Consider the following 23,175-nt stretch of genomic DNA (forward strand, 5'->3'; position numbering starts at 1 on the left):
AAGATACAAATGGGCGGCCGGGCGCTCAGGCGTGGTTCTTTCCGACCAGTGCATACGTCTGTGTGGCGATCTCCAGTTCCTCGTCCGTCGGCACCACGGCGACCGCGACCCGTGCGTCCGGCGGCGAGATGAGCCGCGCCTCGTCACTGCGTACGGCGTTCAGGTCGCCGTCGACCGCGAGGCCCATCTCCTCCAGGCCGGCGATCGCGGCCTCGCGCACCGGGGCGGCGTTCTCACCGACTCCGGCGGTGAAGGCGATGGCGTCCACCCGGCCGAGGACCGCGTAGTAGGCGCCGATGTACTTCTTCAGGCGGTGAATGTAGATGTCGAAGGCGAGCCGAGCCTGCTCGTCACCCTCGTCGATACGACGGCGGATCTCGCGCATGTCGTTGTCGCCGCACAGGCCGATCAGGCCGCTTCGCTTGTTGAGCAAAGTGTCGATCTCGTCGGTGGACATTCCGCCAACGCGCATCAAATGGAAGATGACCGCGGGATCCATGTCGCCGGACCGCGTACCCATCACCAGCCCCTCCAGCGGCGTGAGCCCCATGGAGGTGTCCACGCAGCGGCCGTTCCTGACCGCCGAGGCCGAGGCGCCGTTGCCCAGGTGCAGCACGATGACGTTCACGTCCTCCGGCGCCCTGCCCAGGAGCCGCGCGGTCGCACGGGACACGTAGGCGTGCGAGGTGCCGTGGAAACCGTACCGGCGGATGCGGTGATCGTCCGCGGTCTTCACGTCGATCGCGTAGCGTGCGGCCGATTCCGGCATCGTCGTGTGGAAGGCGGTGTCGAAGACGGCGACCTGAGGGAGGTCCGGGCGCAGCGCCATGGCGGTGCGGATGCCGGTGAGGTTCGCCGGGTTGTGCAGCGGGGCGACCGGGATGAGCCGCTCGATCTCCGCGAGGACGGCATCGTCGATGACGGTGGGGTCGGTGAAGAACTTCCCGCCGTGCACGACCCGGTGGCCTATCGCGGCCAGCTCGGGGGAGTCCAGGCCGAGCCCGTCCGCGGCCAGTTCCGTCGCGACGGCCTTCAGAGCCGCCTCGTGGTCGGCGATGGGACCGGTCTGCTCGCGGGACCGACCGCCGGCCAGCGGCGTGTGCTTCAGCCGGGAGGTCTCCTCGCCGATCCGCTCCACCAGACCGACCGCGAGCCGCGCGTTGTCGCGCATGTCGAGCAGCTGGTACTTCACCGACGACGAGCCGGAGTTGAGGACGAGGACGCGAGAGGCAAGGGGGGCCGAGCGCAGCTCGTCGGACAGGGCGGTGGTGGGCGACGGGTGGGAGCTCACTGCTGGGAAGCCTTCTGGGCGGGGGTCTGGGCCTGGATCGCCGTGATGGCGACGGTGTTGACGATGTCCTGGACGAGCGCGCCCCGGGACAGGTCGTTGACGGGCTTGCGCAGGCCCTGCAGGACAGGGCCGACGGCGATCGCGCCGGCCGAGCGCTGTACGGCCTTGTAGGTGTTGTTGCCGGTGTTGAGGTCCGGGAAGATCAGCACGGACGCCTGTCCGGCGACCTCCGAGTCCGGCAGCTTGGTCGCGGCGACCGTCGGCTCGACGGCGGCGTCGTACTGGATCGGCCCCTCGATCTTCAGATCGCTGCGGCGCAGCCGTACCAGCTCGGTCGCCTCGCGCACCTTGTCGACGTCGGCGCCCGAACCTGACGTACCCGTCGAGTACGACAGCATCGCGATCCGCGGCTCGACGCCGAACTGCTCGGCGGTGGTGGCCGACTGGATGGCGATGTCGCAGAGCTGCTCGGCGTTCGGGTCGGGGTTCACGGCGCAGTCGCCGTAGACGAGGACCTTGTCGGCGAGGCACATGAAGAAGGCGGACGACACGATCTTGGCGTCCGGCCTGGTCTTGATGATCTCGAAGGCCGGCCGGATGGTGGCGGCCGTGGAGTGCACCGAACCCGACACCATGCCGTCGGCGAGACCCTCCTGCACCATCAGCGTCCCGAAGTAGTTCACATCCGCCACGACGTCGTACGCCAGCTCGACCGTGACGCCCTTGTGGGCGCGCAGCACGGCGTACTTCTCGGCGAAGGAGTCGCGCAGCTCGGACGTCACCGGGTCGATCAGCTGGGTACCGCCCAGGTCGATGCCGAGGTCGGCGGCCTTCTTGCGGATGTGGTCGACGGGCCCGAGCAGCGTCAGATCGCAGACACCCCGGCGCAGCAGCACCTCGGCGGCGTGCAGGACGCGCTCCTCGGTGCCCTCGGGCAGGACGACGCGGCGCTTGTCGGAGCGGGCCTGCTCGAGGAGCTTGTGCTCGAACATCATCGGCGTGAGCCGGTCGCTGCTCGGCGCGGAGACCCGCTTGAGCAGGTCGCTGGTGTCGACGTACCGCTCGAACAGGCCGAGCGCGGTCTCCGCCTTGCGCGGCGTGGCCGCGTTCAACTTCCCCTCCAGACCGAAGAGTTCGGTGGCGGTGGGGAAGGAGTTGCCCGCCACCGAGATGACCGGGGTGCCAGGGGCCAGCCGGGCGGCGAGGGTGAGGATCTCGTCGCTGGGGGTCTCGTTCAGGGTGAGCAGTACGCCGGCTATCGGCGGGGTGCCCGCGCTGTGCGCGGCGAGCGACCCGACGACGAGGTCGGCGCGGTCGCCCGGGGTGACCACGAGACACCCCGGGGTCAGGGCGTTGAGGAAGTTCGGCAGCATCGCACCGCCGAAGACGAAGTCGAGCGCGTCCCGGGCCAGTCCCGCGTCGTCGCCGAGGACCACCTTGCCGCCGAGGGCGTGGGTGATCTGGGCGACGGTGGGTGCGGAGAGCGCGGGCTCGTCGGGCAGGACGTAACAGGGCACGGGCAGACGGGAGTCGAGCCGCTCGTGGATCTCGGCGCGGTCCTCGCGAGCCACCCGGTTCACGACCATCGCGAGGACATCGCAGCCGAGGCCGTCGTACGCGCGGTAGGCGTTGCGCGTCTCGGCGCGGACGGACTCCGCGGTCTGGCCGCGGCCGCCGATGACCGGGATGACCGACGCGCCGAACTCGTTCGCGAGACGGGCGTTGAGCGCCAGCTCGTCGGGAAACTGGGTGTCGGCGTAGTCGGTGCCGAGGACGAGGACGACGTCATAGTCCCGCGCCACCGCGTGGAAACGGTTCACCAGGGAGGAGACCAGCTCGTCCGCGCCCTGCTCGGCCTGGAGCGCGGACGCCTCGTGGTAGTCCATGCCGTACGCCGTCGCCGGGTCCTGCGCCAGCCGGTAGCGGGAGCGCAGCAGCTCGAAGAGCCGGTCCGGGCCGTCGTGCACGAGCGGACGGAACACCCCCACCCGGTCGACCTGGCGGGTCAGGAGCTCCATGACCCCCAGCTCGACGACCTGGCGGCCGTCGCCGCGGTCGATCCCGGTCACGTACACGCTGCGCGTCACGCGTGCTCTCCATCCGTTGCGTCGCTGGGGTGGCTTCGGTGCTGTGCTCTGGGGCATCGCGGGATCGCTTCCGCGCTCTCGGCGGCGCGACGACATGGCCCACTGGGGTGAGCAGAACCCTCTTGACAATACCTCTGCGGGTAGCTAAGGCGCCCGCCAGGGCAAACGTCCTGGTGGACCGGAGGGGCGCGGCGGTGCCCCGTGGGCCGTGAAACAATCGGACTGGCTCACCGGTACCAACAGCGAGCAGGAGACACAGCACGATGCGCATCGGAGTTCTCACCGCAGGCGGCGACTGCCCGGGCCTGAACGCAGTGATCCGCTCGGTCGTGCACCGAGCGGTCACCAACTTCGGGGACGAGGTCGTCGGCTTCGAGGACGGCTACGCCGGCCTGCTCGAAGGCCGCTACCGCAACCTCGACCTCGACGCGGTGAGCGGCATCCTCGCCCGCGGCGGCACCATACTCGGCTCCTCGCGCCTGCAGCGCGACCGGCTCCGTGAGGCCTGCGAGAACGCGCAGGACATGGCGCGCGAGTTCGGCATCGACGTGCTGATCCCGATCGGTGGCGAGGGCACGCTGACGGCGGCGCGGATGCTGTCGGACGCGGGCCTGCCGGTGGTCGGCGTCCCGAAGACGATCGACAACGACATCTCCTCGACAGACCGCACCTTCGGCTTCGACACCGCGGTCGGCGTGGCCACGGAGGCCATGGACCGCCTCAAGACCACGGCCGAGTCCCACCAGCGTGTGATGGTCGTCGAGGTCATGGGCCGCCACGCCGGCTGGATCGCCCTGGAGTCCGGCATGGCCGCCGGCGCCCACGGCATCTGCCTGCCCGAGCGTCCCTTCGACCCGGCCGACCTGGTCAAGATGGTCGAGGAGCGCTTCGCCCGCGGCAAGAAGTTCGCCGTCGTCTGCGTCGCCGAGGGCGCCCACCCCGCCGAGGGCACCATGGACTACGGCCACGGCGAGATCGACCAGTTCGGCCACGAGCGCTTCCAGGGCATCGGCGCGGCCCTCGCGTACGAGCTGGAGCGCCGCCTCGGCAAGGAGGCCAAGCCGGTCATCCTCGGCCACATCCAGCGCGGGGGCACGCCTACGGCGTACGACCGGGTGCTCGCCACCCGCTTCGGCTGGCATGCGGTGGAGGCCGCCCACCGGGGCGACTACGGCAGGATGACGGCGCTGCGCGGCACGGACGTCATGATGGTGCCGCTCGCGGAGGCGGTCACCGAGTTGAAGACGGTGCCGAAGGACCGGATGGACGAGGCGGAGTCGGTGTTCTAGGGACGGGTCCCCTCCAGGGCCTCCGGGGCCTCCAGGGCCCCCGGGCCTCCAAGGCCCCGGCCCTCCAGGGCCCCCGGGCCTCCAAGGCCCCGGCCCTCCAGGGCCCCCGGGCCTCCAAGGCCCCGGCCCTCCAGGGCCCCCGGGCCTCCAAGGCCCCGGCCCTCCAGGGCCCCCGGGCCTCCAAGGCCCCGGCCCTCCAGGGCCCGGTCAGTACGTGCTCCCTTGGACCGTCGACCAAAAATGGTCGACGATCCGGTCGAGGAAGTCCCGGCCCGAGTCGCTGGAGTCGGCGGCGGCCGAGCCGCCACCCCAGCTGAGCGTGGCGACCATCTGCCCCTGGTAGTCGGTGTGCATCTCCTCCATCACGTTCTCCAGGAGACGCCGGTCCAGGGGCACCATCTTCCCGACCGGGCGCACATACGCCTGCCAGCGCGTCGTCATCGCGCTGCGCAGCAGCTCCGCGAGCTTGTCGTCGCGCCCGGTCACCGTGACGAAGTCGGGCAGCGAGAGGTCGAGGGCGTCGGCGAGCGCGGCCGACTGCCGTTCGTTGCCGCGCCACTCGCCGGACTCCTCCATCCGCTGGTACGCGAGGAGTTCGAAGCCGACGGCGCGTGCGACGTCCTCCTGGGCCAGGCCGCGGGCGACGCGGTGTTCGCGCAGGGTGCGGGGCGCGCCGATGAGCTCGCCCGGCGAGCACCACAACACGCCCGCGAGCGCGGTGAGCTCGGGTGCGCTCGGCGAGGTGATCCCGCGCTCCCAGGCGGCGACGAGGTCGGGGGTGACGTACGGCAGCCCGTACGAGGCCCTCATCCCGTACGCGACATGCTCGGGCCCCATGCCGAGTGCCGCCCGCAGTCTGCGGGCGGCCGGAGCGTTGAAGGGCGGGGTGGGCTGATGGGCTTGCGGTGGGTGCACGCGCACAAAGTATGGGTCCGAGGCAGCGGTGACTACGGTCTGTTCGGCCACAATTACGGATTGTAGGAACATACGGTTTCGGCCGTCGGGTCCAGCTGGCCGAAAGCTACTGCCGGTCAGGGCGGCCATGGCCTCCGTGCCGGTCTCCACGCCTGGTGCCAGGGCGAGCAGCCGCAGCAGGCGGGCCTGGTCCGGCGGCAGCCGACGGTACGAGGTCGTCGACCGGGCGTTGGCCGACCGACTTGGCGGTGAAGGGGCCGTTGAACGTGCTGCCCCGGAAGTCGAGATGGTCTCCGCCGTACGTGGAGTCGTCGCGAAAGGGGCCCTCCCGAGGGTCGGAGTGCGCCTGGCTCTGCTTCGGCTGCAGCTCGTGGAGTACGGCGACCGCGGCCGTTGCCGCATTCGCCGCGGCCCGGGGCTGCGAACCCTCCGCGTCCGCAAGTGACTTGTCCGCGGTCGTGGTCGCGGCAGTCTCGGGGCTCGGTGGCATCGGCAGGACCGCGCTCGCGGCGGAGGCGGGGTACGAGGCGTGCGGGAAGGGGTGGTTCCCGGGGGTGCTTTTCGTGGACCTGTATGGGTACGACGAGGAACCCGTCACCGCCGAACAGGCTCCGGAGGCGCTGTTGCGGGCGCTGGGTACGGAGCCGGAACACAACCTCGCCCCAGCCCACGTCACCGTCCACCGCCCTGCCGAAGCCCGCACCTGCTGGCTCCGGGCCGCCGATTCCTGTGCCCGAGCCGGCCTGCCGAAGCGGCCCGAGCCCGCGCCGACGCCGAACAGGTGGACGCCACCCCACAGCCTCCTCCCGACCTCACCCTTTGACCGCCCCGCCCAAAGCAAACCCCCCGCCCAACCGCCGGGCAACCAACACATACAGCACCAACACCGGCGTCGAATAAATCACCGAAAACGCCGCCAGCTGCCCGTACACCACCATCCCCCGATTCCCGAAGAACTCATTGATGCTCACCGACGCCGGCATCTGATCCGGCGTGAGCAGCAACATGAACGGAACGAAGAAGTTCCCCCACATCATCACGAACGAGAAAACCGTCACGACGGCCACGCCGGGCCCCATCAGTGGCAGCACAATGCGAACCAGCGACTGAAAGGACGAGGCCCCGTCCGTCCATGCCGCCTCCTCCAGCTCCTTCGGCACACCGTCCATGAAGTTCTTCATCAGCCAAATGGCAAAGGGAAGCTGAGAGGCCGCGAAGAAGAAGATCGTCCCCTGCATGGTGTCGATCAGATTCACCTGCACGAACAACGCGTACACCGGAACCATGATCGCGGTGATCGGCAGACTCGTCGCGAAGAGAATCGTCAGCAGGAACGGCCGGTTGAGGCGCGAGCGGAAACGCGACAGCGGGTACGCCGCCAGCGCCGCGCACGCTACCGTCAGCAACGTTCCGCCCCCGCACAGAATCAGGCTGTTGAGCAGCGGGGTGAACGTGATGTCCGGCTTCAGTACAGCGTCGAAGTTGGACAGAGTGACCCCGTCCGGCACCTTCACCGTCAGGTCGGCGTGCGCGTCCAGCGACGACAGGACCACCCAGGCGAGCGGCAGCGCGAACGCGGCGGCCACGGCAAGGAGACCGGCGTCCGCCGCCAGGCGCCGCCCCGTGCGGCGGGACTTGAGAGTCGTGCCCGTACTCCGCGTCGACACGGCCATCTCACACCTCCGTCCGCAGCAGCCGCATGTACACCACCGAGAACAGCGAGCCGACCACCAGGAGCAAAAGCGCCACAGCCGTCCCGTACCCGATCATGCTCTTCTGGAAGGCCTGCTCGTACATGAACAAGGGAAGCGTCTGACTTCTGTTCCCCGGTCCGCCCCGCGTCATCACCCAGATCAGTCCGAACACCGACAGCGTCTGCAGCGTGTTGAGCATCAGATTCGTACCGATCGATCTGCGAATCATCGGCAGGGTGATGTGCCACATCCGTCGCCAGCCCCCCGCCCCATCCACCTCCGCCGCCTCCGTGATCTCTTTCGGGATTTCGTTCAGCGCCGCCGAATAGACCAGCATCGAGAAGGCCGTGCCGCGCCAGACGTTCGCGAACGACACGGCCAGGATCGGCAGCGTGAACATCCAGTTCTGGGAGGGAAGACGGAGCCAGTCGAGGATGGCGTTCAACGTCCCTTCGCGGCGGAAGAAGGCGTACAGCAGGAAGCCCGCCACCACTTCCGGCAGGACCCACGCCGTGATGACGATCCCGCCGACCAGCGTGCGGACCGGCTTCGACGCCCGCTGCATCAGCGAAGCCAGCGCGAGACCCAACGTGTTCTGACCGACCAGTGACGACAGCAGAGTGAACACCAGCGTCAGCCATACGGCGTTGAGGAAGGCGTCGTCCTTGAACGCCGCCCGGAAATTGTCGAAGCCGACGAAGGACGCATGGGCCTGACCCGTCAACTGCAGGTCCGTGAAAGCGATGTACGCGCAGTAGGCGATCGGGCCCGCGAGGAAGAGGAGCAGCAGGACCACGGCCGGGGTGAGGGGCAGCGCGCGGGCCAGGGTGCGGCGGACCCCTCCGCGGCGCCGGGGGGCGCCCTTCGTCACCGCGGAGCGGACCGGGGGCGCCGCCGCCCCCGTACCCACACTCACTTCTTGATCACTTGGTTGTCGGTGGCCGTCTTGAGCTCCTCGTCGTAGCCGCTCGCCGCCTTCTCGACCGAGTTGTCGCCCGTCGTCACGCCCTCCATCGCCTCCTGGACGGCGGTCGAGACCTTCGGGTACGCCGGGTACGCGGGCCGGTAGTGCGTGCTCGCGACCAGGTCCGTGAAGAACTTGATGCCGGGCTGCGCCTGCACGTACGCGGGGTCGGCGGCGACGTCCTTGCGCACCGAGATACCGGAGTTGGCGATGTACCACTTCTGGGCGTTCGCCTTGGTCTGCATCGTCTCGATGAACTTGAACGCCAGGTCGGGGTTGGCCGCCTTGGACGGGATCGACCAGGTCCAGCCGCCGGACATGCTCACCTTGCCGGGGGCCTGGCCGTGCTGGGTCGGCATGTAGGCGAGGCCGAGTTTCTGTGACCACTGCGGCCACTCGTGGCCCGCACCCTTCAGCCAGTCCTGCGGGAGCCAGCTGCCATCGAGGTTGATGCCGAGCTTGCCCTTGGGGAGCAGCTCACCGCGGATCCTCGTCTGGATGTTGGGGTCGAGGGCGTCGGCGACGTCGAGGCCGAGCTTCTCCTTGTAGACCGTCTCCACGAACGTCAGGGCGTCCTTGAAACCCTGGCTTCCGGCGATCCACTTCTTCGTGGCGGTGTCGTACAGGGGGTCCGTCTTCCCGTCGCCCGTCCCGTACAGCAGCATCTCGAAGCCCTGCATGGTGGCGGCCTCGCCGGCAGGTTTGCCCGTGTAGACGTTCAGCGGGGTGACGCCAGGGACTTTCGCCTTGATGGCGCGTGCGGCGCTCAGCACGTCGTCCCACGTCTTCGGCTGCCAGTCACCGGGCAGACCGGCCTTTTTGAAGATGTCCTTGTCGAACCAGAGCCCCCGGGTGTCCGTCCCGTCCGGGACGCCGTACGTCTTCCCGTCCTGGGCCTTGGCCGCCGCCTTGGCCGTGTCGATGAACTGGCCCCAGTCCTGCCACTTGTCGAGGTACGGGTCGAGCGGCTTCAAGTACCCGCTCGTGATGTCCGAGTTGATGAGGAACGTGTCCTCGTAGACCAGATCGGGCGCCGTCTTGGGCGACCTCAGCATCTGCTGGAGCTTCGTGTAGTACTCGGAGTCCGGGGCCTTGATCGGGACGAGCTCGACCTTCTTCCCCGGGTGCGCCTTCTCGAACTCCCTCTTCATCTGGCCCAAGTAGGTGTCCATGACGCGGATCGAGTTGTCCGTGGACTGTTTGAAGGAGATCTCCACGGTGTCCGGATCACTCCCGGACCCTGATCCACAGGCGGTGAGCGTGGTGGCGGCGAGCAGCGTCGCGAGGAGCAGTGGGGCGGCGGTGGGGCGCACGGGCACGACCTCCTACTGGCCGACATCGTTGTCGACCGAGCCGAGTTGTCTGCCTGGTGAACCTAAGAGGTGTGCGGATGTCGGGTCAATGACCTTGCAGCGGCTCGGGTTTGGGCGGCCTGGAGGTTGCACCGGCTTCGGTGGCGGGTGCTGCGAGGAGGGAGGCGGCGGCGATAGGCACGGGGCCGCGCGTGCCTCCGCGACCGTGCTCTGCCCGTGTCACCGCGTCACCGCCGCACGCAAGGAAGTGCGGTAAGGGCCACGACGGTGGGTTTTGTCTCCGGCACACTCGTAAGGTACCGCCAAGCTGCTGGTGCAGAAGGTGCGTTGGGCGCCGGAGACGGGGGAGCGAGTGACGGAGCGGGATGTCACCGTGGGGCAGTTGCTGCTCGCCGAGTATCAGAGTGTGAAGGATGAGCAGAAGACGCGGATCGGGTGCGGTACCGGTGGCCGGCTTTCGTCGTCGGTCTGGCGGCCGCCTGGGGCGCCGACCGGCTCGTGCGGGCCGTGACCTCCGCGCCTGCCGATCCCGACTGGGCCGACTATCCCGCCCTCGCCACCGGGAGCCTGGCCGCTCTCGTCGCCTTCGCGGCGATCACCCGCCTGCCGGGTCGCCAGGGCGCAGCACTTCGCTGAACGTGTCCCGCGATCCAGTTGCTGCCGGCGATGACCGCGGCCCGCGTGGTGGCCCTCGACGTGAGGGGGGAGAAGTCGGCGCTCGCGCGCCACAGCGCGACGTACTCGCTCGATGAGGCGCCCCTCGCGTACGAGCGCCTGCACGCCGGGAAGGTGAACGGCCGGGCGGTCATCCTGCTCGACGGCTGACCGACCCCGGTCATCCCTTCACCCACCGATACTGCAACTCCGGCCGTCCCACCTGCCCGTACTGCGGAGCGCGCGCCGCCCGTCCCGCGTCCACCAGATGCTCCAGGTACCGCCGGGCCGTGATCCGGGAGATGCCGACGGCCTCCGCGACCCCGGCTGCCGTCAGGCCGTCGGCGCAGTCCCGGAGGACGACGGTGACGCGTTCGAGGGTCGGTGCGCTCAGGCCCTTCGGCAGGGCGGCCGGGCCCGGGGCGCGCAGAGTGGCCAGGGCGCGGTCCACCTCGTCCTGGCCACTCGCCTCGCCCACCGCCGCGTGGAACTCGGCGTACCGGATCAGCCGGTCCCGCAGGGTCGCGAAGGTGAAGGGTTTCAGGACGTACTGGACGACCCCGAGCGAGACCCCCTCCCGTACGACCGCGAGGTCCCGCGCGGACGTCACCGCTATCACGTCCGCGTGGTAGCCGGCGGCCCGCAGGGAGCGGGCGAGCTGCAGTCCGTGCACGTCGGGCAGGTGCAGGTCCAACAGGAGCAGGTCCACGGGCGTACGGTCCAGCGCGCGGCGCGCCTCCGCACCGGTGTGCGCCTTGCCGACCGCAGTGAACCCGGGCACCCGGCCGACGTACATGACGTGCGCGTCGGCGGCGACCGGGTCGTCCTCGACGACGAGTACGCGGATGGGCTCGGGGTCGGTCATACGTCGCCTCCAGGCAAGGCGGGCTGGGCAGGCTCGGACGGGGTGGGCTTGGGCTCGGCAGCAGCTGCTCCCGTGGCGCCCGAGGCCGAGGACACCGTAGGCAACGGCAGCCGCACCTCGAACTCCGCCCCGCCCCCGGCCGCCTCCCGCACTGTCAGCGTGCCCTTGTGACGGGTCACGGCCTGTCGTACGAGTGCCAGGCCGAGACCCCGGCCGCCGGGTCCGGCCGGTTTCGTGGACCAGCCGCGCTGGAAGACCTGCTCGGCGTGGGCCGGGTGCACCCCGGCGCCGGTGTCGGCGACCCGCAGCACCAGCACGGACTCGTCCGTGAACGCCGTCACCGTGACCCGCGCGCCGATCGTCCCCTGCGCCGCGTCCACCGCGTTGTCGATCAGGTTGCCGAGGACGGTGACCAGGTCGCGGGCGGGCAGGGAGGCCGGGAGCAGCCCGTCGTCGATGGCGCTGTCGTCGGACACCATCAGCTCCACGCCCCGCTCGTTCGCCTGCGCCGCCTTGCCCAGCAGGAGTGCGGCGAGGACCGGTTCGCTGACCGCCGCGACCACCTGGTCGGTGAGTGCCTGCGCCAGCTCCAGCTCGGCCGTGGCGAAGTCGACGGCCTCCTCGGCGCGGCCCAGCTCGATGAGGGACACCACCGTGTGCAGACGGTTCGCGGCCTCGTGCGCCTGTGAACGCAGCGCCTGGGAGAAGCCGCGCTCCGAGTCCAACTCACCCATCAGCGACTGGAGTTCGGTCACATCGCGCAACGTCACCACCGTGCCCCGGCGCTCGCCCCCCGAGACCGGGGAGGTGTTCACGACCAGGACGCGTGAGGCGGTGAGGTGCACCTCGTCCACCCTCGGCTCGGCCGACAGCAACGCGCCCGTCAGCGGCGCGGGCAGGCCGAGTTCGGCCACCGAGCGGCCGACCGCCTCGTCCGTCACGCCGAGCAGCTCCCGTCCGCCGTCGTTCATCAGCGCCACCCGGAACTGCCCGTCCAGCATCAGCAGCCCCTCGCGTACGGCGTGCAGCGCGGCCTGGTGGTAGTCGTGCATACGGCTGAGCTCGGCCGCGTTCAGGCCGTGAGTGGAGCGGCGCAGCCGGGCGTTGATGACGTAGGTGCCGATGCCGCCCAGGATCAGGGCGCCCCCCGCGACCCCGACGAGGGCTGTGACCTGGTCCTGGACGCGCTTGGTGATCGCCTCGACCTTGATGCCGGAGCTGACCAGACCGACGATGCGGCCGTTGTCGTAGATCGGGGTGACGGCACGCACGGACGCCCCGAGGCTGCCTGTGTACGTCTCCGTGAAGGATTTGCCCGCCAAGGCGGGGCCGATGTGCCCGAGGAAGTGCTTGCCGATCAGGTTCTCGTCGGGGTGGGTCCAGCGGATGCCCCGCGGGTTCATGATCGTCACGAAGTCGACCCCGGTGTCCCGCTGCACCTGGAGGGCGTACGGCTGAAGGTCCTTGGTGGGGTTGCTGGTGCGGATGGCCTCGCGCACGGACGGGGCGTCGGCGATCGAACGCGCGACGGCCATGGCCTGCCGCCCCGCCGCCTCCTCGGCCTGGCTGCGGTCGCTGACGTAGGTGAACAGCGCGTACCCGGCGACGAGGACCGCGATCAGTACGGCCTGCATGGCGAAGAGCTGGCCGGCCAGGCTGCGGGGTCTCGGGACGCGGGGGAAACGCATGGAATCAGTGTGCCTCGCCCCTACCCGTCACCCTCCTGTGCTGTGTTTCTTCTAGCACTCCAGTGTGTAAGCAGGTTCCCGCTCATCGTTTCGATGTACTCAATGAACGGAAGGGTGACCGCCCTCACAGGCCGGGAGATAGTCACCGCATCCCCCCGGGAGTCCACGCCTCCCGGATCCCCGGACGTGAGCCGCACGCCGGGTTCCCCCGGTCGTGAGCCGCACGCCGGATGATGCCGACGACGTCGTCAAGGAGGGCAGCCGTGGCCAGCACACCGCTCACCGCACCTGCCGCACCCGCAGCCAAGCGGGACCGCACCCACTATCTCTACATCGCGGTGATCATCGCGGTCGCCCTCGGCATCGCCGTGGGATTCGCCGCGCCGGACTTCGCCAAGGAGCTCAAGCCGATCGGCACGGGCTTCGTGAGCCTGATCAAGATGATGATCTCGCCGATCATCTTCTGCACGATCGTGCTCGGCGTCGGCTCCGTACGGAAGGCCGCCAAGGTCGGCAAGGTCGGCGGGCTCGCGCTCGGCTACTTCATCGCCATGTCCTTCGTGGCACTCGCCATCGGCCTGGTCGTCGGCAACATCATCCACCCGGGCAGCGGGATGCACCTGACCGAGGCCGTGAAGGGCGTCGGACACACGCAGGCCGAGGCCGCAGCTGAGGGGCCCGTCGACTTCGTCCTCGGGATCATCCCGACCACCTTCGTGTCGGCCTTCACCGAGGGCCAGGTGCTGCAGACCCTGCTCGTCGCGTTGCTCACGGGCTTCGCGCTGCAGGCCATGGGGCGTGCCGGTGAGCCGGTGCTGCGCGGGGTGGAGCACATCCAGAAGCTGGTCTTCCGGGTGCTCGGCATGATCATGTGGGCCGCGCCCGTCGGTGCCTTCGGCGCCATGGCCGCCGTCATCGGCGAGACCGGCATGGACGCCCTGAAGGCGCTGGGCACGATCATGCTCGGCTTCTACATCACCTGCTTCCTGTTCATCGTGATCGTGCTCGGCACGCTGACGAAGCTGGTGGCCAAGGTCAGCCTCTTCCAGCTGCTGAAGTACCTGGGCCGGGAGTTCCTGCTGATCGTCTCCACCTCGTCGTCGGAGTCCGCGCTGCCGCGGCTCATCGCCAAGATGGAGCACCTGGGCGTCAGCCGCCCCGTCGTCGGCATCACCGTGCCGACCGGCTACTCGTTCAACCTCGACGGCACGATGATCTACCTGACGATGGCCTCGCTGTTCATCGCCGACGCGATGGATCAGCCGATGAGCATCGGCCAGCAGATCGCGCTGCTGCTCTTCATGATGGTCGCCTCGAAGGGTGCCGCCGGTGTCTCCGGTTCCGGTATCGCGGTCCTCGCCAGCGGTCTGCAGTCGCACAAGCCCGCCCTGGTCGACGGGGTCGGCCTGATCATCGGCATCGACCGGTTCATGAGCGAGGCGCGTGCCGTTACCAACTTCGCGGGGAACGCGGTCGCGACTCTGCTGATCGGTACCTGGACGGGTGAGGTCGACAAGGAGCGCGTGAACCAGGTTCTCGCCGGTGAGCTGCCGTTCGACGAGAAGACCCTGCTGGACGAGGAGCCGGCCGGCGCCCACGTGGACGTGCCCGAGCAGGGCGGCGAGAAGGAGCTCGCCAAGGCGTAAACGGCTACCGGGACCGCGGTCCAAGAGGCGCCGTCCGGCGACCACGCCGGTCGCACGGTTTTCCCTCCCCTCGCGGGGCGCCTCTCCCGAACCGGGCGTGCCCTCCTGAACGGGGCGCGCCCCCCAAGGCGCCGAGTGGCTGGGTCCTCCCCCCGTGGACCTGGCCGCTCGGCCCTTTTGTTTCCGTCGCCTCGGTCGCTTCTCCGTTGCTTCAGTCGCTCAGTTTCGCCACCAGCTCGGCGGCGCGGGAGGCGGGTACCCCCGCCGTGGTCAGCATGGTGACCGCGGCTGAGCGGCCCGCCTCTTCGGGTGCCAGGAGGCCGTCGTTCACGGCCTCCATGAGGGCGAAGAGCATCTGTTCGTGCACGTACGCCAGTGCCGGCGCCGGTAGCGGTGACTCGAACACGCCCTGATCCAGGCCGCGTCGGAGCACCTCCGCGCAGGCCTCTCGCACGGGCGTGAGCCGCTCGCGGATGCCCTGGACCGTGACGCTGCGCTGGGCGAGCGCGACCAGCAGCCGGTACCGGTCGGCGACCTCCCACACGGCGAGGGTCGAACGGACCAGCGACTCCGCGGGGTCCTCGACGCCCTCCCGGCCCTGGGCATGCGCCGTCTCGACCGCCTCCGCGGCTCCGTCGAAGAGCGTCCCGATCAACGCCTCCCGGCTCGGGAAGTGCCCGTACACCGTGCGCCGTACGACGCCCGCGGCCCGTGCGATCTGGTCCATGGACGCGTCGGGGTCGCGAAGCAGCTCGGCGAGCGCCACGTCGAGGATGCGGCGGCGGTTCGCATCGGCGCGGCTGACGTTACCCGTGGTCATGGCTGCCATTGTGCATGCCCTTGGCCGAGGTCCTGGCCTGCGTCCACAGGGCCTCCACCTCATTGATTTGCACAGTGCTGTGCAGCGTCGTACATTGCACATGACCGTGCAATTGCACGCCACTGTGCAAATCGAGCGAGGAAAGGGCGACCGTACCCATGCGTCTCGTCATGAACGAACCGGTCGAGAGGATGGACCGGCCCTACGCCCGGCGCTGGTGGGCGCTGCTGGTGCTCTGCCTGAGTCTGCTGATCATCGTGATGGCGAACACCGCCCTCACGGTCGCGGCCCCCGACATGACCCAGGATCTGGGCCTGTCCAGCGCCGACCTGCAGTGGGTCATCGACGGCTACACCGTCCCGTACGCCGCGCTGATGCTGCTGCTCGGCGCGATCGGCGACAAGTACAGCCGCCGCGGCGCACTCGTGCTGGGGCTCGTTGTGTTCGGGGCGGGCGCCGTCGCGGGATCCCTCGTCGGCAGTTCCACGGGGGTCATCGCGGCCCGTGCGGTCATGGGGGTCGGTGCGGCGATGATCATGCCCGCCACGCTCTCCCTGCTCGCCGCGACCTTCCCCCGTGCGGAGCGGGCGAAGGCGATCACCCTGTGGACCGCCACGGCCGGACTCGCGATCGCCGCCGGTCCGCTGGTCGCGGGTGCGCTGCTGCAGCAGCACGGCTGGTCGTCCACGTTCCTGATCAACGTGCCCGTCGCCGCGCTCGCGATCGTCGGCACCTTCGTCCTCGTACCGCCTTCCAAAGCCGCGCACCACAACCGCATCGACTACGTGGGCGGCCTGCTGTCCGTGGTCTGGATCGGCTCGCTGGTCTACATGATCATCGAGGGTCCGCACTTCGGCTGGGGCGTGAAGGCCGTGACCGCCGCGGTCGTGGCGGGCGTCGGCCTGGTGCTCTTCGTGGTGTGGGAACTGCGCCACCCCCGCCCGGTGATCGACGTACGCCGCTTCGCGAACCGCCGCTTCGCCGGCTCGAACCTCGCCGTCGCGCTCTTCTTCCTGGCCGTCTTCGGCGCCTTCTACTACCTCACCCAGCACCTCCAATTCGTCCTCGGATACGACGCGTTGGACACCGGGGTGCGCATGCTGCCGCTCGCCGGCGCCGTCTTCGTCGGCTCGGCCCTCACCGGCTACCTCACCCCGCGCATCGGCATGAAGATCACGGTCACCGCCGGCATGGTCGGTGGCACGGCGGCGCTCGCGCTGCTCACCCAGGTGGACGCGACATCCTCGTACGGCGATCTCGTCCTGCCCCTCGTCATCCTGGGCCTCGCGATCGGACTTGCGCTCTCGCCCTGCACGGACGCCATCATGGGCGCCTTCCCCGAGTCCGAACTGGGCGTCGGCGGCGCGGTGAACGACACCTCCCTGGAGCTCGGCGGCTCGCTCGGCATCGCCATCCTCGGATCGGTGCTGGCGAGTTCGTACTCCTCGCACCTCGCGGACGCGACGGCGGGCAGCAGGCTTCCCGCGGGTGCCCTCGCCACGGCCCAGGACTCGGTGGGCGCCGGGTACGCCGTCGCCCAGGGCATCGGCGACAAGGCCCGCCAGGTCGGCGAGCAGGCCGCCCACGCGAGCAGCGCCCAGCAGGCCGCGCAGCTCAAGGCCCAGGCCGACCAACTCGCCCACGGCGCACGGCAGATGGCGGACGCGGTCGGTTCGTCCTTCGCGGACGCGGTCGCGCACACCAGCCTTGTCGGCGCGGTGATTCTGGGGCTGGGAACGGTGCTGGTGGCGGTGCTGCTGCCGCGGAACGGGCGTGCGGCGGAGATCGAGGCCGAAGGCGAGGCGGAGTCCGAGGTGGATTCCGGTCTCGCGGCGACGCCTGATGCCGCGGCCGAGGCGGCGTCGGACGAACCCGAGCCCGAGCTCGACTCCGAGCCCGCGAGCAGCGCGACGCGTTGACCGCCTCCGGACCCACGGCAGGCGGCGCGACGCGCTGTTCGCCCCCGGAACCGTGACCCTCGGGCGGCCGTCTCGTAGAACATGCACTACCGTGCCGTGCCGGACTGACCGGCACGGCACGGCACGTTCTGCGGAGGGCACGGAGCATGAAGATCGACTGGGACCGGCGCACGTGCGCGCGGCGCGGCCACGTGACGTACGCGCCCGACGAGTCGGCGCTGCGCACGCGACTGCGTGCCGAGACGAGCCTCGGCGAGGCCTGGCGCTGTCTGCGCTGCGGTGACTTCGCGCTCGGCGACCCGCACGGCTCGGGTCCCGCGGACGAAGCCCCGCTCGTGCCGCGCGGCAAGGTGCTGCGCGATCTGTTCATCCTGCGCTTCCTGGCCATCGAACGGGCCGTGCGCGGCGTGTTCATCGTGCTGGTCGCGGCCGCCGTGTGGAAGTTCAGCAACAGCCAGAACGCGGTGCGCCGGCTCTTCGACGAGTACCTGGACGTCTTCCGCCCGGTCTTCAAGCACTTCCACTACGACCTCGACCACTCACCCGTGGTCGGCACCATCCAGAAGACCTTCGGCTACAAGCACTCCACGCTGGTGCTGGTGGCCGTGCTGCTCCTCGCGTACGCCCTGATCGAACTCGTCGAGGCGGGCGGGCTCTGGTACGCCAAGCGCTGGGCCGAGTACCTCACGGTCGTCGCCACCGCCGCCTTCCTTCCGCTGGAGATCTACGAACTCACCGAGCACGTCAGCTATCTGAAGATCGCCACGCTCGTCCTCAACATCATCGCCGTGCTCTACATCGCCCTGGCCAAGCGCCTGTTCGGGCTGCGCGGCGGCCGCAAGGCCTTCGAGGAGGAGCGGCACAGCGCGTCGCTGCTGGAGGTGGAGGAGTCGGCGGGCCTGGAGCCGTCTCCCGCGTAGGAAGTCGGCGGGCCCGGAGCCGCCTCATGCGTAGCGGGTCGGTGGGCCCGGAGCCGCCTCATGCGTAGCGGGTCGGTGGGCCCGGAGCCGCCTCATGCGCAGGGGGTCGGTGGGCCCGGAGCCGCCTCATGCGCAGGGGGTCGGTGGGCCCGGAGCCGCCTCATGCGCAGGGGGCGGCAGGCCTCGAACCTGCTTACGCGTAGTGGTTCGGAGTACAAGGCCCGGCTCGCCGCGCAGGGGGAGATCGCGCCGCTGTCGTTGGAGCAGGTCGGCGAGCTGTTCAACCAGTTCCTCGAAGCGGTCGCCCGGCCCGAACCCCCGGTCGGGGACGGCCGCAATCTCGCCGAGCGCATGCGCGCGCACCTTGGCTCGGCGCCCGGGGACCAGCCGGTGGTCAAGGCCGCGTACGCCCCGTACGACCTGCCCAATGTGCATCTGGCGGTGGAGCGCTGGTTCGCGGCCGAGGGGCGTTCGTACGAGCTGATCGGCATGCGGGGGTCCTCGCACCACGGGGATCTGACGCTGGGCGAGATCCTCGAATTTGCCGACCGTTACAACCGGTTCGTGATCGGCGCGGTCGACTACGCGCATCTGCCGATCTCGCCCGACGGGGAACTCGCCTGTGTCTCCTTCGGGTTCTACCTGGGCCAGGAGGGTGACGAGCGGTTCGCGGTGCTGCTGCGGGGTCCGGCGGACGAGTACGGACGCAACAAGGTCGAGATCGAAGTCCTCGCCCAGGAGAAGGAGTTCGCGGACCGGTTGCTCGCCGAGATCGACGCACTGGTCCGCGAGCACAACATCTTCCGCGGGCAGGTCCTCTCCTTCGAGGGTTCCGACTTCGGCCACGGCCTGGGCCCGTTCCGCTTCCACCGCCGCCCCGGGCTCACCCGCGAGGAGATCGTGCTGCCGGAAGGGCTGCTGGACAGGGTGGAGCGGCAGGTGGTCGGGGTGGCGCGCCGCCGCGAGCGCCTCCGCGCCGCAGGCCAGCACCTGCGCCGCGGCCTCCTTCTCTACGGCCCGCCCGGCACCGGCAAGACCCACACGATTCGCTATCTCCTCTCCCACCTCCCGGAGTTCACGGTCGTGGTGCTGGCCGGAACGAGTATCGACGCCATCGGCCCCGCATGCGCGCCGGCGCGCATGCTGCAGCCCGCGCTCGTCGTCCTGGAGGACTGCGACCTGATCGCCGAGGCTCGCGACTACGGCGGTGGCGGACAGCCCCTGCTCTTCCAGGTGCTGAACGAGATGGACGGCCTCGGCGATGACGCCGACGTCGCCTTTCTGCTCACCACCAACCGCGCGGACCTGCTGGAACCCGCCCTCGTCCAACGCCCCGGCCGCGTCGACCTCGCCGTCGAGATCCCCGTGCCCGACGCCGAGGGCCGCGCCCGCCTGCTCGCCCCGTACGGTTCCTCCCTCGACCTCGGCAAGGACCTCACGGACGAGATCGTCACCCGTACGGAGGGCACGACGGCCTCCTTCACCAAGGAACTCGTACGACGAGCCGTACTGATCGCGGCCGAGCGGGAGGCGGAGCGGACGGAGCCGGAGGATCTGCGGGCGGCGGTGGACGAGTTGCTCTCGGACCGGGACCGTCTGACGCGCAGGCTGCTGGGAGTTCAGACGGACGGGCCGTTCCTCCAGGAGGAGGCACCCCGCATCGTCCTGGATGACGATCAGGACCAGTAGCTCACTCTCGGCCCGCGGCCGCGTCAAGGCGTGCCAGTTCCTCCGTGCCCAGTACCAGGTCCGTCGCCCCCGCCGAGTCCCGAATCGTCTCCGGGCGGCTGGCGCCCGGGATCGGGATCACGTGGGGAGAGGTCGCCAACAGCCAGGCCAGGCACACCTGTTGGGGGCTCACGCCGTGCTCGCGGGCCACCGTGTGGAAGGCGCCGAAGGTGTCGTCGGACGCCACCTTCGACGGGCCGTCCAGGGAACTGCGCGAGATGCCGCCGAGCGGGCTCCAGGGCAGGAAGGCGATGCCGAGTGCGGCGCACAGGCGGAGCTCCGGCTCGCTGTGTCGTACCGCGGGGGAGTACTGGTTCTGGACCGAGGCGAGGCGGTCGCCGAGGATCGCGTGGGCCTGGTGGATCTGGTCAGTGGCCGTGTTGGAGATGCCGGCCAGGCGGATCTTGCCCTCGTCGAGGAGTTCGCGCAGGGCGCCGACCGAGTCCTCGAAGGGGACGGCGGGGTCGGGTTTGTGGAGCTGGTAGAGGCCGATCGCCTCGACGCCGAGTCGTTTCAGGGAGGCCTCCGCGGCCGACTTCAGGTGCCGTGGGGACCCCGTCACCGTCCAGCTGCCGTCGGCCGGTCTGCCGCGGCCGCCCTTCGTGGTCACCAGCACATCGCTGGTGTCGGTGCCGTACGTCGCCAGGGCGCGGGCCAGGAGCCGTTCGTTGTGGCCGGGCTCGGCGCCGGGCAGGTGGTACGAGTCCGCCGTGTCGAGGAGGGTCACGCCCGCGTCGAGGGCGGCGTGCACCGTGGCGAGGGCCCGCGCCTCGTCCGGGCGGCCCTCGAGGGACAGGGGCATCGCGCCGAGGCCGATCGCGCCGACGCGAAGATCTCCAAGAGGCCTGGCCAGCATGTCAGTTGCCCTTTCCGAGCGTCTCGGCGACCGCGCCCGGCAGCCACTGCCTGGACTGGCCGAACGTGAAACCGAGCCGCGTGGCCCGGGAGTTGTCCATCCCGTACGAGCGGGCGAACGAGAACGGCGAGACCTCTCCGACCTCGACACTCCGCAAGACAGTCCTGCCCTCCGGGACGTGCGCGGCCACCGCCTCGCACAACTCCTCGGTGGTGAGCACCCCGTGGGAGGCGGCGTTCACCGGCCCGGTGAAGTCCGCGCCCGCCGCCCAGGCGAGAAAGTCCGCGATCTCCTCGACATGGATGTAGGTCGCCGGGTGGTTCACGACGGGCACGGCGATCGGTTCGCCCGTGCGGATACGGTCGGTGTAGTGGTCGAGGCGGCCGGTGAAGTCGTCGTCCCCGCCCAGGACATGGGCGACACGGACGGCCACGTACGGGAACGCGGGCTCGGCCGCTCGGGTGCCGGCGAAGACCGCCTCGGCCTGCCGCTTGCCCTCGCCGTAATGCGAGTCGAGGAACTCCGGGTCGTCCCAGGGGAGTTCCAGGTCGACGGCGACCGTGCGAGGGTCCACGGCGTCCTCGCGCACAAGGGTCGCCGAGTCCTCGTACTCGTACACCTCGACGGTGGACGTCATGACGTACCGCCGCGTGCGCCCCGCGAACACCCTTCGGGCGATCTCCGCCTGCCGGGGCGTATAGCAGACCTGGTCGATGACGACGTCGAAAGTCCGCGAACCCAGCGCCTTCTCCAGGGAATTCTCGTCATTGCGGTCGGCGACCAGATGTATTGCCCCTGCGGGCGGTGCCGACGAACCACGATTGATGACGGTGACCCGGTCACCGGCGGCCATCAGCCGCGCTATCAGACGCTTTCCGAAATACCGATTCCCGCCGATGACGCATATCTCGCGCACGACGCCCTCCCCGCTTCTCATTCCGTGTTCCCCTGCCCTGTGGTCATAATTCTCCCGACATAGGGGTGAGGTCTGAAGGGGGAGTCATGGGAGATTCGGCCGCGGCACCGAAGGAACCACGGCAGCTGCGTGCCGCCACCAACGAAACGTCGGTGACCTTCGACGCGCTCGACCGTCAGATCCTGGAGCTGTTGCAGACCGACGGCCGGATCAAGCTCAGCGAGCTGGGCCGCCGCGTCCGGTTGAGCCCGGCGGCCGTCGCCGAACGCGTCCGGCGCCTGGAGTCCGCGGGCGCCATCACCGGCTACGGCGCCCATGTCTCACCGGCCCGCCTCGGCTACGGCATCCAGGCCTTCATCCGCGTCAACCCGCACGGCGGCTACACCCTGAAGCACCCCAGGACCCTTGAGCTCCTGTCCCGCCCCGAGGTCGCCGAGGTCCACCACGTCGTCGGCGAGGACTGCTGGATTCTCAAGGTCGCCGTCGAGGACACGATCCACCTGGAGGACGTCCTGGAGCAGACCTCCGCGCTGGGGCGTACGACGACCTCGATCGTGCTGTCCTCGCCGGTGGTGCGGAAGCCGCTGCTGCCGCCTATTGGACGCTGATGCGATGGGGATGGGCGGGGTCGGCGGGGCACACGAAGAGATAGCCGGTGCCCCAACGGCCGACGGCGATCTCCGTCGGCGTCTTGATGCCATCCGTACCGACGAGGGGAAGATCCTCCAGTGGTGTCCAGCTGGACTCGGCCCCGTCCCACTCGTAGCTCGCGATGGCGAGCAGCATCTCCATCGGCTGCCGGCACTCGCCACAGTCCGTCCGAGCCGGATCGGTGACGTGCCACGAGGCGTATCCGCCGACTTTCCACCCCGGGGCGATCGACAGATCGGTCTGGTAGACGAAGTCCTCCGTGTCCCACTCGTCGATCGCGTCCCGCAGTGGTTCCGGGAGCAGATCGGAGTACTGGTGCTCCACCACCTGTTCCGGATGCAGGACGCATGGCTCGGGTACATAGACGTCCGACCCGACGACTTCCGGCTCGGGCTGTGGGTCCAACACGTGTGTGACGGTGCCCGCATCACGCCGGCGCAGCTGCAGCGACATGCCGTAACCCGTCGGGCCGTGCCGGTCGAAGGGGCACCAGAACACCTGGAGGAGGTCGCGGTCGGCGGGCCCCGCGGTCAGATCGGGTATGTCGTGACGATACAGCGGGGTCAGACCGATCATCGGGATCGGGTCGGTGTCCGTCAGCCACGGCGCGTGGCGTCCGCGACGGAGCGAGTCGAGGATCTCGCGCTCCTCGTCGGTCGGTCCGGGCCTTTCACCGGGCCGCGGCGTACGCGCCCACGCCTGCGCCAGGATGCGTCGGCGGCGCCTGATGTCCGCGGGCCGCTCCCCGCTGCTCCGCCGGTGCGGCTCCGTGCATACCGGCCAGGGTTCGTCGGCGGGCCACAGCAGCGGCCCGCCGACCGAGCTGTCCGTGACGGAGGGCTTCCCCGGTCGCGGGTGCAGACGTGTGGTCGTACGTCGGTGGGCGTCCAGGCCGGGAAAGAGTGCCTCCGCGTCGAGCGGGCGTGGCGGGGTCGTACGCCTCATCGGGCCGGTCACAG

At 69.8% G+C, this 23,175-nt stretch carries 20 protein-coding genes; 8 read left to right on the plus strand and 12 right to left on the minus strand.

Annotation, left to right across the window (positions count from 1 at the left end; all coding sequences use genetic code 11):
* Positions 1-25: 25 nt before the first annotated feature.
* On the minus strand, positions 26-1,249 hold the full coding sequence (locus tag OG390_RS35350) for an acetate kinase (protein ID WP_406178035.1): 1,224 nt from the start codon (positions 1,247-1,249) through the stop codon (positions 26-28).
* A 38-nt stretch (positions 1,250-1,287) separates the two neighbouring features.
* On the minus strand, positions 1,288-3,378 hold the full coding sequence (gene pta, locus OG390_RS35355; RefSeq protein WP_406173528.1) for a phosphate acetyltransferase: 2,091 nt from the start codon (positions 3,376-3,378) through the stop codon (positions 1,288-1,290).
* Positions 3,379-3,641: 263 nt separating this feature from the next.
* Between pta and OG390_RS35360 the strand changes: the two genes are divergently transcribed.
* Entirely contained in the window at positions 3,642-4,667 is a 1,026-nt protein-coding gene (locus OG390_RS35360) for an ATP-dependent 6-phosphofructokinase (RefSeq protein WP_406173530.1), read from the plus strand.
* 207 nt (positions 4,668-4,874) lie between these two features.
* Here the strand turns inward: OG390_RS35360 and OG390_RS35365 are convergent, their stop codons facing one another.
* From OG390_RS35365 to OG390_RS35380, 4 genes are all read right to left on the minus strand, one after another.
* The gene (locus tag OG390_RS35365) at positions 4,875-5,504 is read right to left on the minus strand and encodes a helix-turn-helix domain-containing protein (protein ID WP_406178037.1); all 630 of its coding nucleotides are present in this window, start codon (positions 5,502-5,504) and stop codon (positions 4,875-4,877) included.
* 890 nt (positions 5,505-6,394) lie between these two features.
* Positions 6,395-7,255, minus strand: a complete 861-nt coding sequence (locus tag OG390_RS35370) for a carbohydrate ABC transporter permease (protein ID WP_406173532.1) — start codon at positions 7,253-7,255, stop codon at positions 6,395-6,397.
* A 1-nt stretch (position 7,256) separates the two neighbouring features.
* Positions 7,257-8,147 (minus strand): carbohydrate ABC transporter permease, encoded by an 891-nt coding sequence (locus OG390_RS35375; protein WP_406178039.1) that lies wholly within the window; start codon positions 8,145-8,147, stop codon positions 7,257-7,259.
* 41 nt (positions 8,148-8,188) lie between these two features.
* Entirely contained in the window at positions 8,189-9,559 is a 1,371-nt protein-coding gene (locus tag OG390_RS35380; RefSeq protein ID WP_406173534.1) for an extracellular solute-binding protein, read from the minus strand.
* A 429-nt stretch (positions 9,560-9,988) separates the two neighbouring features.
* Here OG390_RS35380 and OG390_RS35385 point away from each other — a divergent pair, with 429 nt between their 5' ends.
* Both OG390_RS35385 and OG390_RS35390 read left to right on the plus strand, forming a co-directional pair.
* The gene (locus tag OG390_RS35385) at positions 9,989-10,189 is read left to right on the plus strand and encodes a hypothetical protein (protein ID WP_406178392.1); all 201 of its coding nucleotides are present in this window, start codon (positions 9,989-9,991) and stop codon (positions 10,187-10,189) included.
* A gap of 30 nt (positions 10,190-10,219) precedes the next feature.
* The gene (locus OG390_RS35390) at positions 10,220-10,378 is read left to right on the plus strand and encodes a hypothetical protein (RefSeq protein WP_406178393.1); all 159 of its coding nucleotides are present in this window, start codon (positions 10,220-10,222) and stop codon (positions 10,376-10,378) included.
* A 10-nt stretch (positions 10,379-10,388) separates the two neighbouring features.
* Here OG390_RS35390 and OG390_RS35395 read toward each other — a convergent pair whose 3' ends face one another.
* On the minus strand, positions 10,389-11,072 hold the full coding sequence (locus OG390_RS35395; protein WP_399081460.1) for a response regulator: 684 nt from the start codon (positions 11,070-11,072) through the stop codon (positions 10,389-10,391).
* A complete protein-coding gene (locus OG390_RS35400) occupies positions 11,069-12,760 on the minus strand; it encodes an ATP-binding protein (RefSeq protein ID WP_406173536.1) in 1,692 nt (563 codons plus the stop codon). The genes OG390_RS35395 and OG390_RS35400 overlap by 4 nt, the downstream gene beginning before the upstream one ends.
* A gap of 230 nt (positions 12,761-12,990) precedes the next feature.
* Here OG390_RS35400 and OG390_RS35405 point away from each other — a divergent pair, with 230 nt between their 5' ends.
* Positions 12,991-14,406 carry a cation:dicarboxylate symporter family transporter gene (locus tag OG390_RS35405; protein ID WP_406173537.1) on the plus strand — a complete coding sequence of 472 codons (1,416 nt, stop codon included), beginning with the start codon at positions 12,991-12,993 and terminating at the stop codon, positions 14,404-14,406.
* A gap of 211 nt (positions 14,407-14,617) precedes the next feature.
* Here OG390_RS35405 and OG390_RS35410 read toward each other — a convergent pair whose 3' ends face one another.
* A complete protein-coding gene (locus OG390_RS35410) occupies positions 14,618-15,235 on the minus strand; it encodes a TetR/AcrR family transcriptional regulator (RefSeq protein ID WP_406173539.1) in 618 nt (205 codons plus the stop codon).
* 149 nt (positions 15,236-15,384) lie between these two features.
* On the opposite strand from OG390_RS35410, the gene OG390_RS35415 reads away from it, so the two are divergent.
* The 3 genes from OG390_RS35415 (at position 15,385) to OG390_RS35425 (ending at position 19,754) form a co-directional block, all read left to right on the plus strand.
* On the plus strand, positions 15,385-17,145 hold the full coding sequence (locus OG390_RS35415) for an MFS transporter (RefSeq protein WP_406173540.1): 1,761 nt from the start codon (positions 15,385-15,387) through the stop codon (positions 17,143-17,145).
* A 146-nt stretch (positions 17,146-17,291) separates the two neighbouring features.
* Positions 17,292-18,065, plus strand: a complete 774-nt coding sequence (locus OG390_RS35420) for a DUF2127 domain-containing protein (RefSeq protein ID WP_406173541.1) — start codon at positions 17,292-17,294, stop codon at positions 18,063-18,065.
* Positions 18,066-18,227: 162 nt separating this feature from the next.
* A complete protein-coding gene (locus tag OG390_RS35425; protein WP_406173543.1) occupies positions 18,228-19,754 on the plus strand; it encodes an AAA family ATPase in 1,527 nt (508 codons plus the stop codon).
* Between the two features lies 1 nt (position 19,755).
* Here the strand turns inward: OG390_RS35425 and OG390_RS35430 are convergent, their stop codons facing one another.
* Both OG390_RS35430 and OG390_RS35435 read right to left on the minus strand, forming a co-directional pair.
* The gene (locus OG390_RS35430) at positions 19,756-20,649 is read right to left on the minus strand and encodes an aldo/keto reductase (protein ID WP_406173545.1); all 894 of its coding nucleotides are present in this window, start codon (positions 20,647-20,649) and stop codon (positions 19,756-19,758) included.
* A gap of 1 nt (position 20,650) precedes the next feature.
* The gene (locus OG390_RS35435; RefSeq protein WP_406173547.1) at positions 20,651-21,586 is read right to left on the minus strand and encodes an NAD-dependent epimerase/dehydratase family protein; all 936 of its coding nucleotides are present in this window, start codon (positions 21,584-21,586) and stop codon (positions 20,651-20,653) included.
* 65 nt (positions 21,587-21,651) lie between these two features.
* On the opposite strand from OG390_RS35435, the gene OG390_RS35440 reads away from it, so the two are divergent.
* The gene (locus OG390_RS35440; RefSeq protein ID WP_406173548.1) at positions 21,652-22,173 is read left to right on the plus strand and encodes an Lrp/AsnC family transcriptional regulator; all 522 of its coding nucleotides are present in this window, start codon (positions 21,652-21,654) and stop codon (positions 22,171-22,173) included.
* Here the strand turns inward: OG390_RS35440 and OG390_RS35445 are convergent.
* Positions 22,160-23,161, minus strand: a complete 1,002-nt coding sequence (locus OG390_RS35445) for a hypothetical protein (RefSeq protein ID WP_406173549.1) — start codon at positions 23,159-23,161, stop codon at positions 22,160-22,162. The two genes, OG390_RS35440 and OG390_RS35445, sit on opposite strands and share 14 nt — an antisense overlap.
* Positions 23,162-23,175: the final 14 nt, after the last annotated feature.

The organism is Streptomyces sp. NBC_00996, from assembly GCF_045162675.1.
In the GTDB taxonomy this organism is placed as follows: Bacteria; Actinomycetota; Actinomycetes; order Streptomycetales; family Streptomycetaceae; genus Streptomyces.

Excerpts from the sequence above, each read along its gene's own strand:
- OG390_RS35360 (WP_406173530.1), top strand. The coding sequence starts at position 3,642 with ATGCGCATCGGAGTTCTCACCGCAGGCGGCGACTGCCCGGGCCTGAAC.
- OG390_RS35365 (WP_406178037.1), bottom strand. The coding sequence starts at position 5,504 with ATGGGGCCCGAGCATGTCGCGTACGGGATGAGGGCCTCGTACGGGCTG.
- OG390_RS35370 (WP_406173532.1), bottom strand. The coding sequence starts at position 7,255 with ATGGCCGTGTCGACGCGGAGTACGGGCACGACTCTCAAGTCCCGCCGC.
- OG390_RS35390 (WP_406178393.1), top strand. The coding sequence starts at position 10,220 with ATGACCGCGGCCCGCGTGGTGGCCCTCGACGTGAGGGGGGAGAAGTCG.
- OG390_RS35395 (WP_399081460.1), bottom strand. The coding sequence starts at position 11,072 with ATGACCGACCCCGAGCCCATCCGCGTACTCGTCGTCGAGGACGACCCG.
- OG390_RS35400 (WP_406173536.1), bottom strand. The coding sequence starts at position 12,760 with ATGCGTTTCCCCCGCGTCCCGAGACCCCGCAGCCTGGCCGGCCAGCTC.
- OG390_RS35405 (WP_406173537.1), top strand. The coding sequence starts at position 12,991 with ATGATGCCGACGACGTCGTCAAGGAGGGCAGCCGTGGCCAGCACACCG.
- OG390_RS35410 (WP_406173539.1), bottom strand. The coding sequence starts at position 15,235 with ATGGCAGCCATGACCACGGGTAACGTCAGCCGCGCCGATGCGAACCGC.
- OG390_RS35415 (WP_406173540.1), top strand. The coding sequence starts at position 15,385 with ATGCGTCTCGTCATGAACGAACCGGTCGAGAGGATGGACCGGCCCTAC.
- OG390_RS35420 (WP_406173541.1), top strand. The coding sequence starts at position 17,292 with ATGAAGATCGACTGGGACCGGCGCACGTGCGCGCGGCGCGGCCACGTG.
- OG390_RS35425 (WP_406173543.1), top strand. The coding sequence starts at position 18,228 with ATGCGCAGGGGGCGGCAGGCCTCGAACCTGCTTACGCGTAGTGGTTCG.
- OG390_RS35430 (WP_406173545.1), bottom strand. The coding sequence starts at position 20,649 with ATGCTGGCCAGGCCTCTTGGAGATCTTCGCGTCGGCGCGATCGGCCTC.
- OG390_RS35435 (WP_406173547.1), bottom strand. The coding sequence starts at position 21,586 with ATGAGAAGCGGGGAGGGCGTCGTGCGCGAGATATGCGTCATCGGCGGG.
- OG390_RS35440 (WP_406173548.1), top strand. The coding sequence starts at position 21,652 with ATGGGAGATTCGGCCGCGGCACCGAAGGAACCACGGCAGCTGCGTGCC.
- OG390_RS35445 (WP_406173549.1), bottom strand. The coding sequence starts at position 23,161 with ATGAGGCGTACGACCCCGCCACGCCCGCTCGACGCGGAGGCACTCTTT.